Annotated in this window: 7 protein-coding genes; 3 read left to right on the top strand and 4 right to left on the bottom strand. The window is 45.4% G+C overall.

Annotated elements, in window-relative coordinates; all coding sequences use genetic code 11:
- Nucleotides 1-329: 329 nt before the first annotated feature.
- The 4 genes from DXT99_RS26350 to DXT99_RS26330 form a co-directional block, all read right to left on the bottom strand.
- On the bottom strand, nucleotides 330-2,726 hold the full coding sequence (locus tag DXT99_RS26350; RefSeq protein ID WP_115568593.1) for a GumC family protein: 2,397 nt from the start codon (nucleotides 2,724-2,726) through the stop codon (nucleotides 330-332).
- Between the two features lie 39 nt (nucleotides 2,727-2,765).
- Nucleotides 2,766-3,488, bottom strand: coding sequence for a polysaccharide biosynthesis/export family protein (locus DXT99_RS26345; protein WP_181885286.1), 723 nt, complete (start codon nucleotides 3,486-3,488; stop codon nucleotides 2,766-2,768).
- Between the two features lie 188 nt (nucleotides 3,489-3,676).
- Nucleotides 3,677-4,519 carry a DUF481 domain-containing protein gene (locus tag DXT99_RS26340; RefSeq protein WP_147294325.1) on the bottom strand — a complete coding sequence of 281 codons (843 nt, stop codon included), beginning with the start codon at nucleotides 4,517-4,519 and terminating at the stop codon, nucleotides 3,677-3,679.
- Between the two features lie 401 nt (nucleotides 4,520-4,920).
- A complete protein-coding gene (locus tag DXT99_RS26330) occupies nucleotides 4,921-6,981 on the bottom strand; it encodes a lectin-like domain-containing protein (RefSeq protein WP_115568589.1) in 2,061 nt (686 codons plus the stop codon).
- Between the two features lie 441 nt (nucleotides 6,982-7,422).
- Here DXT99_RS26330 and DXT99_RS26325 point away from each other — a divergent pair, with 441 nt between their 5' ends.
- From DXT99_RS26325 to DXT99_RS26315, 3 genes are all read left to right on the top strand, one after another.
- On the top strand, nucleotides 7,423-7,902 hold the full coding sequence (locus DXT99_RS26325) for a hypothetical protein (protein WP_115568588.1): 480 nt from the start codon (nucleotides 7,423-7,425) through the stop codon (nucleotides 7,900-7,902).
- A gap of 522 nt (nucleotides 7,903-8,424) precedes the next feature.
- The gene (locus DXT99_RS26320; protein ID WP_115568587.1) at nucleotides 8,425-9,084 is read left to right on the top strand and encodes an HD domain-containing protein; all 660 of its coding nucleotides are present in this window, start codon (nucleotides 8,425-8,427) and stop codon (nucleotides 9,082-9,084) included.
- Between the two features lie 233 nt (nucleotides 9,085-9,317).
- Complete coding sequence (locus DXT99_RS26315; protein WP_115568586.1) at nucleotides 9,318-11,321, top strand: cation:proton antiporter domain-containing protein; 2,004 nt, start codon at nucleotides 9,318-9,320, stop codon at nucleotides 11,319-11,321.
- The last annotated feature ends 467 nt before the right edge of the window (nucleotides 11,322-11,788 follow it).

Below are 11,788 nucleotides of genomic sequence, written 5' to 3'. Positions count from 1 at the left end.
AAAAAGGATTGCAGCTGCTCGAGCAGACCTTCCTTGCCTTCTAATAATCCTTCTACACTTACCTCCATCCTGCAAAGCTACAGCTACTTATAGTTTCGCACAACTCCTTAGCCTGACGGCTATGGTGAAAACACCAACAACGGCGGCAACTGCAGCTCTATTCTTTTGTCCCCCTTTGAAGGGGGTTGGGGGATGATTTACATCCGCAAACAATTTTCCTGAAGTATCTTGTCTAGTTGCTTTCGTTAATTCAGAGCTTTTCTTTCTCCCACCCACTTTTCATCCCCCTACCCCATCAAAGGGAGACTTTTCGCACGCTTCGATAAATGTTAATTCTTCAACATCGGCACCCTTTTCCACCACTTCTTTGCCTGCTCCTGGTCTTCCGCATAATAGCCGTATCCGTAACCGTAACCATAGCCGTAAGTGAGCTTCGCATAATCTACATCATTAAACAGGATAGCTGTATTCCTGATTTTACCGGACGCATACTGTTGCTGAATATTGTTCAGGAAGACTTTCTGTGTATAACCCTGCCGTACCATAAAGATATTTGCATCCGCAAGTTGCATCAACTCAAAGCCATCGGAAAGGATGCCTACAGGAGGTGTATCTACTATAATATAATCATATTGTATTTTCAGTTCTGCAATCAAATCTTCCATGCGCTTATTCAACAGCAGTTCGGAGGGGTTAGGTGGAATATCACCGGAAGGAAGAATATAAAGCTGGCTCTGTAATGTTGGGTAAATAATTTCATCAAAGCCGGCATGCCCCGCCAGGAAATTGCTTAAGCCAACACTACTGGTCACACCAAAATCAACATTACTGTTCGGCTTACGCATATCCGCATTAATGAGCAAAGTACGCTCTCCGGAGATAGCCAGGATATAAGCCAGGTTTTTAGCAGAGAATGTTTTGCCCTCCCCGCTGATAGAAGAAGTCACCACGTATATTTTACCCGAGCCTGCCGCCTGAGATGGTGTTCCACTGGTCATAAAGCGTAGGTTAGACCGCACTGTCCGGAAAGCTTCGGCCATGGCTGATTTAGGACTCTGGTCAATCAGGTTCTTATCTTCTGCTTGGTTATGCCCCACCATTCCCAATAATGGGATTGTAGTTAAAGTGGTAATATCTTCCGCAGTATTTACTTTAGTATTTAGAAAATCCTTTAGAAAGATAAAAGCAATAGGTATGGCTAAGCCTAACAGGATACCTGTTAAATAATTCTTAGTATCATTAGGGGAGACTTTTATTCCTTTAGAGGCTTCTGTAAGGATAGTAACATTAGAAGTATTGGCAGCCTTGGCAATGCCTGCTTCTGCCTTTTTCTGCATTAGCAGCACGTAAAGGTTTTCGCTTAAATTATACAAGCGGTTGATATTCACCAATTGCCGCTCGGCGGCAGGTAACCTGTTAAGGGAAGCTGACTCACTTGCAATGCGTTGATTTAGTTCCCGCAGTGCGATTTGATTTGCAGCCTGTAGATTAGAAAGGTTCTCCTGCAAGTTTTGCTTCAGTTCCTGAAGTTGCTGGCGCTTCACTTGTAGTTGATTCAACAACAAAGGATTGCTTTGGCTATTGTTTTGTGCAAGTACAGTGATTTCGGCTTGCAAGGAAACCAATTGCTCAATAAGATTATTTAAAATGGGATCTGTAATTCCGAAATTCGCAGGCACTACAACGCCTGTGTTATCAGGTCCGCTTTGCAGGTAGTTGCGCAGGTACTTATAATACTGCTCATTTAACAGGAATTCTGCTTTCTGTTGTTCAAGGCCCTGAACTCTTTCTGAAATCCTGCCCCCTGCTGTTTTAATGTCTACTGCTGTATTGTTTCGTTTAAAAAGCTCTAACCTGCTTTCAATAAAATAAAGCGAATCGCTGATTTGCTGCAGTTGTTCATCAATAAAACTGATGGTATTAACAGCATTGGTGTTTTTTGCATCCAGGTTATACTGCCGGTATGTGAGCATATGCTGGTTCAGATAATCCACTTCTTTTTCAGGTGTGGCACTGGTCAACTTCAACTGTAGCACGGAGGCCCCCTGTGCATTAGGATTCACACTCAGAGCACCAGCATATCTTCCTGCTAACTGGTTTAATCTATTTATTTTAAAAAGATGTTCATTTTCATCTGAAGAAGCATCTGCAGCTTTAGAAATGACATTGAATGTAAACCCATTGATATGCTGTACTTCACCATATAAGTATTTTTTCCCTTCCAGGTGCTGGCTCCAGCTTTGATTTTCAGTAGAAAGTTCGTAGTGGTTATCTTCCAGAAGAACCTTAAAAAGTACATCATAGGGTATATTTGCAGAACTGGTATCCACTGTAACTTTGTAAGATACACCATACTTGTAGACTTCTGTCAATTTAATATTTCCCCTTTTGAAATAGGAAACATCAAAATCCAGATTCCGAAGCGTCTGTAGCGCAAGTGCTTTTGATCTTAAGATGATAGACTCATTGGTAAGGTTATTGGAGTTCTGGAAGAGTTCATCGCCGTATAACAAGGCAGTTGCTGATGAAGCTTCGTTCGTTGATGGGTTCAACATCACAGAAGAGTTTACTTCAAACTGCGGAACAGTATACCTGTTTACCATATAGGCACCCAACACACCTATTAGCAAGCAAACTGAGAGAAGCAGCCAGTTTGCAAGTACTTTGTTTAGCAGCTTTGGAATATCAAGGCCAGCTTCCTGTTGCTTTAGAGAATTATTTTCCAATGTATGAAGTACTGATGTTTGTTGAAGAAGCTAAAATTATCATTGTGTGAATCTCAAAACCAACAAACTAATGGTAGATAAAAGAGATAAAGTCAGCGTCACGTTCGTTAATAAATTTTCTCTTATGTTCTTAGCAGGCAACGGATCAACCACGATCATATCATTGGGCTGCAGATAGAAGTTGTTTTTAGATAAGGTATTGTCATCCAACAAACTAAACTTATACAGCTTTGCCACTCCATTCTCGTAGCGAACAAGTTTAATGTTGCTTCGGTTCGAATAGGGGCTGAAGCCTCCAGCAGTTGCTAAAGCCTCCATCAGGTTAATGTTGTCCTGGTAAGTCGTAAACTGTCCCTGCCTTGGCACCTCCCCGATAATGGTATACCGAAAGGTAAGCAAGCGCAGGTTAACGGTAGGGTCTGATAAAAAAGAGCTGAGAGCCTCTGTCACTTTTATTCTGGCCTCTGGCATGGTTAAACCATTCAAAGCCACCTTACCTACAGCCGGTAATAAAATATTCCCCTCCGCATCCAGTGTATAGCCACTCAGCACCGGGTCCTGCGCACCGAACACGGTAGCACCTGTTGCCAGGAAGTCGAATTCTGCAGGGGTTGTACTTTGTACCCTTAAAGACAACACATCTCCCGGCTTCAGCGTATAGGCAATCGGCTTCAGATCGAAGGTCCGCAGAAGTTCATCAGCATTCCCTTGGTTTTCTACCTGCGGGTTATTCTGTAAGAGTAAAATGTTTTTTTGTGGCACACAACCGGAAAATAATATTATCCCAATCAAAGTCCACAAAGCAGTAAGGGTGTTACGCATCGTAATATAAAAACTCGTTTCTAGCTAACAAGGCACTGATTCGCTCCTGCTGCTACTTCTGAAATGGCTAAATTAAGCAAATATTGGCTCAGCCACTGCTTTCACCGGAAAATAAATTATACCATTTCTCAGAACTTCACCTCCACCCCATTCGAGATGCTGTATACGAAGTTCGTAATCGGTACAATCGGCTCGTCTTCATAGACACAGTTAAAATTTGTCCGCAGGTTCAGGCGGTTCGTCAGTTTCACCAGCAGCGTTATATCCCCACTCACCCGATTCCTGAATTTCTCTATCACATCGGCATAGCCCACCTGGTAATACACTATCCCTTCCGTACTCACATATTCATTCAGTTTCGTCTTCAAACTCACGTAGTTAGTAGATTTCAGCAGGTCAGAGATGATGATATTGGCCTCTTCCCCCGGGTTCTCCCACTCCTCATGCTCGTGCATCACTCCCGCACCAACATATATAGTGGAGTTATTAGTTCGAAGCAGCCGGTAACGAATTCCCCCTCCTGCCAACGCACGGAGCTCCAGCCCCCTTGCCCGGTCTGTCTGCACCTGCGCAAACAGCTCGTAAGACAAAGGCTGCCTGAAATTAAAATTGGTCCTGAAGTGGGAATAGCCGGTGCTGGCTACGGTATTGCGCTGGGCTTTTGAGTCGTAATTCACCAGCAGATAGTTATAGTAATTCAGCAGCAGGTAACTGTGCCTGGCAGAGATAAAGGCCAAGCTGCCATCAAAAGTAAGCTGCAGGTAGTTGTTCGGGTTGTCTTCACCTGCATTGCGGTTAAACATAGAAAAGTTCAGCCCCGCCTTGCCCGTAAAGTAGTTAGCAGTGTCACGCTGTACCCTTGAACGCTCTATGTTAAGAATCTGCGCATTGGCCTGGCTACAGAAAAGGAAGGTAATAAGGAACAGTACAAGCAGACTGCTTTTAGGTAAACTAGGTAAAGATAAGGGCATTACAAAAAGGTACAGATACTTTAAAATGAGCAGCAAGCGCTTAAAATTGCGTTCCGCTGCTCAAAAGCTAAACATTCGGCAAGTCTACTGCTTCTATATATAATATCCAAAGGAAAATTCTCCCTGTACTTGTAATCCAGCTCCAGGCAAGGCTCATCAGAGCGGGTGTTTACCCTAATATCTATACTGCCCGTCGTGTTGCCGTTCCTGCTCCAGGTGAGGGTGCCGCTTTGTAGTTGTTGGGCCTCAGGTAGCCCCATTCTTTTAGCTTTGTGATAGAAACGGCTATTGCTGCAGGAACAGTTTATAACAGCAACAGGTGAAGGGTTATTATGCCATCACCTGTTGCTGTTCTTCTTTCAATGTATCAACTGTTTTGCTGTTTTTTTACTCCACTCACCTTATCTATTTTTGCGAATAATCTTCAATGATTTCAATTGAGAATCAGTAGCTAGCCTAGCTATATAGATTCCCTCGGGCAGCCGTTCCCCATTCACTTCGAAGTGATATAACTTGCCAGCTTCTGCTAATCCAGAAGTTACTTTCTGCACCAGCGCACCCTTCAGATCATAAACTTCTAATGTAAATCTTTCTATTTTATCCAAAGCAAAGGCAACGGTATTAATGTCAGAAAAGACAGTAGGGTAACTGAAGAACTGTTCCTCCAAAAAATCACTATTCTGGGCGGGAGCGGCTGTTAACGAGGAGGTGCTGGTGCTTGTAAACTTAGAATCGTGTATCACTATGGAGCCTTTGTCCAATGCCGTTGTTGCCTCTGCATCTTCAGAGGACCCCATCTGGTTGTCATATACCACTTGACCATTTGACTTTAACCAAACTTTGATTCTAAAACGATCGACAGGATTACTACTATTATACGCACCATCTACTGCGGAAAGCATAAAAGCATAGCCACTATTCCCGTTCACATTCCCTTCTCCTTTGTATTGCGCTTTATGTCCTGAAACTACCAGCCACTCATAGGATGTGCTATGGAAATTGAAGCCTGCGGCGTGGAACTGGAACTGAGTTTGTCCACTTGGTATAGTTGCTCCCTTCTGGTACTTAGACACAAACCCAAAATTGGCTTTCCCAAAGGCAGAAGGATCTGCTGTATAGGCTCCTGCTGGGGAATCAATCCATCCACCTCCAGTTACAAAGCCACCATTGGGATCATAAACAACAACATATTCAAAGACCTCAACATCAGCTTCTCCACAAGCGTCTGTCACAGTGAGTGTTACCCGGTTTACCCCCGGTTCGAGGTACGTATGCGACCCGGTGATTGCTGTTCCCTCTATAGTGCCAGGACTAGTGCTGCCATCTCCCCAGTCCCAACTTGCTGTAGCAAGATTATCATCTGTGACTTGCGCGCTAAAACTAACAGAGGCAGAAGATAAACTAACAGGGTCTGTGCCCCCCCCCGTTAAGGAAGTTATTATTGGCAAGTCATTATGTTGTAAAACATTAACAGATGTGCTGCTTGTAAATCTGTTATAATCTCTGACGATAGCTGTATATTTTCCTTCAGAAACGCCTCTGAATACATTATCAGGTTGATAAGTCATGCCACCATCTATTGAATACTCATAAGGCGCTGTTCCTCCTGTAGGGGCCAAAGTTATACTTCCATCACTAAAGTCAGGACAAGTCTGATTGGTAGAAACAGCGTTAAGTGTCATCCCGCTTGCAAAATCAAGTTTGACCACGCTAAACATCTGCAGGTTGCTGCTGCCGCCTGTGCCGCCTGTAAAGCCCCAGAAAACTTCTGGACTGTCACTGAATATATTTGTCACTATATTATCTGTATAGGATAGTTTTTGCACGCCATCAAAATAAACAGTTAAATTTTGAGTACGAGCATTCCACACTATTCGGGTAGTGTGCCACTTACTATCTTCAATATTACCAGTAGAATTGGCAACAACAGCAGTGATTAAAGGAGTGCCCGTGTCTCCGTTTTTATGGATAGATAAGTGATCTTTTGCTGGATCGTAGGGAAGGTTTAAATATGTGTCATATTCTACCGCCATCGAGGGTTTAATATAACCGTATCCTAACGCCCCTCCAGAGCCTCCTGTGACAGTAGTACCCAAGGGCTGTAAAACAAATGCGATCCCGTCTGCACCGTTAGAATCCTTACTGCCAAGATAAACCTTAAATTCAAAGTCAAAGCTACGATCCAGACGGATAGGCGTCTTGTTCCAAACAGACCCTACTTGTTGGGCTAGGTCCGGGGTTAAAATGAATTCATCAATTGCATCAGCAACTTGAGAAGCACTTGCGTTTGCTTGATAAGATTGCTGAGAGGAAGCATTAAGAGGTACCATAAAAGCTGTCAACATGAAGAATAATCCGATTGCTTTTATGAACCGCTTTTTTTGATAAAATGACAGCACTTCCATTACTTCTTTTCCGGCCATACCAGCAGGTAAAAGATTTTGTGTAAAAATTTTGCTCATACATAGAATTTTTATATTAATTGTTCTAATATAACAAATATTATTTGCATAAAGAACACATTAAATGGTATCCTACTTATATATGGCTAATGATTACAATCTGAATGTGAAGAGTTAAAAGACACTGGTAAAAGTTAAATATTTTAACTTTATGTATTACATTACATTATATGAACAGTTAAAGTTGGTACGTAATCCTTAAAGGAGATTCCTCAAAATCTTCTTGTTCCTTTTCGCCTATACCATAGATAAATGCTTGTAAATCGCAACAAAAGCTATATGAAATGCTTGACATATATATTGTATAATCTTTAGTAGGGAAATAAATAGAGAGTAAAGTAGTAAACAGTGTAATTCATCAAAATGCAGACACTATCCTTGAAGGGAAACATTTTGCCAATTCTGACGCTTAATACACTATAAACATTAATTTACTATGCTATGGCAAGAGCATCCATCCAACTCATACAGGCGCTGCGGGAAACAGCGCAGCGTCTCGCGCAGGGCGACAGCTACCAGTGGGGCCATACGGGCAGTTGCAACTGCGGCCACCTGGCGCAAACCATCACCAAATACAGCAAAGGTGCCATACACGGCGCTGCCATGTGGCGCTATGGCGATTGGCGGGAGCAGTTACGCGACTACTGCCCCCAGAGCGGACTGCCTCTGGACGAAATCATCGATCAGATGACAGACTTCGGACTGACACGGCAGGACTTAGAACACCTGGAGCGCCTGTCCCATCCCGCTATCACACAAGGCCTGCCACAAAACAGGAAATACCTGCAGCACAACCGGCGGGAAGACGTGGTGCTTTACCTGGAGACATGGGCCAGGGTGCTGGAGGAAGAGCTGGTTAGCAAGGTAAAACTGCCGTCATGGAAAAGCAGCCCTGTAAAAGAAGCAGCTATGCAACAATGACCTCGCAGCGTGCGCAGCTCCTGCGAGCGTCTGAACCAAGGCCTGTTGCGCTGTAGCTTGCAAGACGCGCACAGGTTTTGTGAACACTGTGAGGTCCAGGTACTTCACCCGTTTATTATGAATGCTGTATTTATAGCGGGATGTTCTCTTGATTCAGTACACGGAGATTAGGAAATCCCCTTCAGGAAAATTCAGATGATGAAATCTGAAAGAGCCTCTGGGAGTCTCTGATGCGCCGGCAATTAGTGTTGTGGGTTTATATTGTAACGCCGTTAACGAAGCCACCGATTACCCCCACTGCTACGGATGTTCAAGCTACACACCAAAAGCTTTGAATCCCGCCAGGACCTCACAGCGTCTTTCAGACCTGTGAGCGTCTTGCCTGCTACGAAGCAATAACACCAAATCAGACGCTCGCAGGAGCTGCGCACGCTGCGAGGTCAAAAAATCGCATATCCCTGCACAAACACTTGCCCCTTCCGCTATTTATCTTCAGTTTTGAAGGAATAACCTTTTAACTGAATGAATCCTCAACAAGAAAAGATTATCGCTGCTACCGCTGCCTATGTCAAAGACCTGCTATCGGGGGAGGGCTCCGGGCATGACTGGTGGCATATTTACCGGGTCTGGAACAACGCCAAAAGCATTGCGGCACACGAGGCCGTAGATACGTATGTGGTAGAACTGGGAGCGCTGTTGCACGACATCGGCGACCATAAGTTTCATAATGGCGACGAGACCGTAGGGCCGCGCATGGCCCGGGAATGGCTGCAACAGCATGAAGTGAAGCCTGAAACAACAGACCATATCTGTAACATCATTAAAGCCTTATCTTTTAAAGGTGCCGGCACATCTTCTGCTATGCCAACCACAGAAGGATGCGTGGTGCAGGATGCGGACCGGCTGGACGCCATTGGCGCCATTGGTATTGCGCGTACCTTTGCCTATGGTGGCCATAAGAACCGTGAACTTTACAACCCGCACATCAAACCCGAATTGCACGACTCGTTCGAGAAATACAAGGCCAGCACCGCTCCTACCATCAATCACTTTTATGAGAAGCTTTTATTGCTGAAAGACCGTATGCATACGGACGCTGCCAAAAGAATTGCCGAAGAACGCCACCAGTATATGGAGGGCTTCCTGAGGCAGTTCTTTGCCGAATGGGAAGGGGAAAGGTAAGGGAGCATTCAAAACAATCGATATTTATTAACTCAAGTTGCGATTCTCACATTTCACTGTTTTGCTACTGTTGAATACCCACCCCTACCCCGCACAAGAGGGGAATTTTGGCCTAAAAGGAAGATTCCCCTCCTCGGAGGGGTTAGGGGTGGGTTCATTTCAGATATAAAAAATAATCGCAACTTGAGTTTATTAGTTAAATTAGGCACTGACACCACCACTCACATAAAACTATGGAAATTCCTTTACTCTCAGACATCGTCATCATCTTAGGACTGGCTGTTGTAGTAATTCTATTGTTCCAGCGCTTCCGGCTCCCTACTATCCTGGGTTTCCTGGCCACAGGTGTAATTGCGGGCCCTTATGGGTTGAGCCTGATTACGGCCACCCATGACATTGAAATACTGGCGGAGATAGGTGTTATCCTGCTGCTCTTTATTATTGGTATGGAATTCTCCCTCCGGAGCCTTGCCCTGATAAAACGCACGGTGCTCCTGGGAGGTGCCACGCAGGTACTTTCTACTATTGGGTTGGTATGGGTGGTCATGTTGTTGTTCGGCTTCAGCCATGGGGAGTCTGTGTTTATGGGTTTCCTGATTGCCTTAAGTAGCACAGCCATTGTGCTGAAGATACTGCAGGATAAAGGAGAGATTAACAGTCCGCAGGGGCGGGTGGTCCTGGGTATTCTCATTTTCCAGGACATTATCGTGGTGCCGATGATGCTGCTGACTCCTCTGATGGGGGGAGAAACCGAAGACATTGGCTCTGCCCTGCTATGGATGGCGCTGAAAGGCATATTCGTGATTGTGTTTGTACTGATAAGCGCCCGCTACCTGGTGCCGATGCTGTTGTATGCAGTAGCGAAAACGAAAAGCAAAGAGCTCTTTATTCTCTGTGTCGTGGTGATTTGCTTTGCCGTCGCTTGGCTTACTTCCAGTTTAGGTTTATCGCTGGCGCTGGGGGCCTTCATGGCTGGCCTGATTATATCCGAATCAGAATACAGCCACCAGGCGACCAGCAACATCCTGCCTTTCCGGGAGATCTTCACCAGCTTCTTCTTTGTGTCAATCGGTATGCTGCTGGATTTCAACTTCATGCTGCAGAACTTTCCCATCATCCTGTTTTTCACCATCCTTACCGTCATCATTAAAGGCACTGTCGCCACGGTGGCCGCCCGCATCCTGCAGTACCCGCTGCGGATATCGCTGCTGGTGGGTTTGTCGATCTTTCAGGTGGGTGAATTCGCCTTTATCCTCTCCAACACAGGCATTACGCATGGGCTCCTTTCTGCGGAAATGTACCAGTACTTCCTGTCGGTATCACTGCTGACAATGGGTGTTACCCCCTTTGTGATACAGTATTACCAGAAGATAGCAGGCGTCATCGGCGCTCCCTTCTCCTCCGGCAAACAGCCCATGCCCTATAATGTAACGACACCGGAAGAGCATGGCGATCTTCCTCCCCTCGACGACCACATCGTGATCATCGGCTATGGCGTGAACGGTCGCAATGTTGCCAAGGCCGCACGGCATGCCCAGATACCTTATGTGATAGTAGAGCTAAACGCTACCACAGTAAAGAACGAGCGTAAGTTGGGGGAGCCGATTGTATATGGAGACGCGGTGCACCCCATGATCCTCTCCCACATTAACATACAAAAGTCGCGGGTGGTAGTGGTAGCCATCTCCGATCCGGAAGCCACGCGGCGCATTATCGCCAGCATCAGGGAAATCAGCGACAGGCTTCATTTGATTGTGCGTACCCGCTTTGTGCAGGAAATGGAGGAGAACTACAGACTGGGAGCCGACGAAGTGATTCCGGAAGAGTTTGAAACCTCCATCGAAATTTTCACCCGTGTGCTGAATAAATACCTGATGCCCCGCGATGAAATAGAAAACTTCACGCAGATGATCCGATCGGATAACTATGAGATGCTGCGCAGCATGGCGGGCCTGAAGAGCAACGTATCCACGAATTTTAACCTGGACCTGCCCGAGATAGAAGTGGCAAGCCTTCGGGTATTAACCAAGGATGAAGGAATCACAGGAAAGCCTTTGATGAAATCAGGCGTCCGCCACCGCTTTAATGTCACGATAGTCGCTATCAAGCGAGACGGCGAGACAATCCTGAACATCGATGCCCACACCTATATCCATAGAGAGGATATCCTGTACGTCGTGGGCAAACCCGGTGAAATCATGCGCTTCAACAATTACCTGAAAGCAGACGGGTTTTAAATTCGTACCAGGATATTCGTATCAAGTAGCACGACGGCACTACTGTGGGGATTAGCAACAGCCGTAGTACAGATTGTCCCCTTGAGGGCAGGGCCGTTTTATTCTACAAGACTATCCCCTTGAGGACAAGCAAGAACGCGAGTTCGTAGCTTGCGAGCGTAGCTCAAGGGGTGTAAATTTCGGAGCTATATTGCCTGATTTACCCTATTTGCGTTCTTTCCGCAGGAGTAAACACCCCTCTATGAGCTACGCTCGCAACTCTAAAGCTCTCGCTTTAGGTTGTCCTTAAGGGGAGAATTCGCTAGAATGAAACGACCTTACCCTTGAGGAGACCGTAGGGGTGGAGCTGCTACATTTGAGTGGACATATAGTTAAGCGAAAAACCTATAACTTAACACTATGTCACAAGAGAGAAGAAAGTTCGACAAAGAATTCAAGGTGATGGCTGTAGAGCTCAGCAAGACCAG

The organism is Pontibacter diazotrophicus, from assembly GCF_003367245.1.
In the GTDB taxonomy this organism is placed as follows: domain Bacteria; phylum Bacteroidota; class Bacteroidia; order Cytophagales; family Hymenobacteraceae; genus Pontibacter; species Pontibacter diazotrophicus.
The sequence above is the reverse complement of the archived record's forward strand: the minus strand, read 5'-3'. Positions and strand labels throughout refer to the sequence as shown.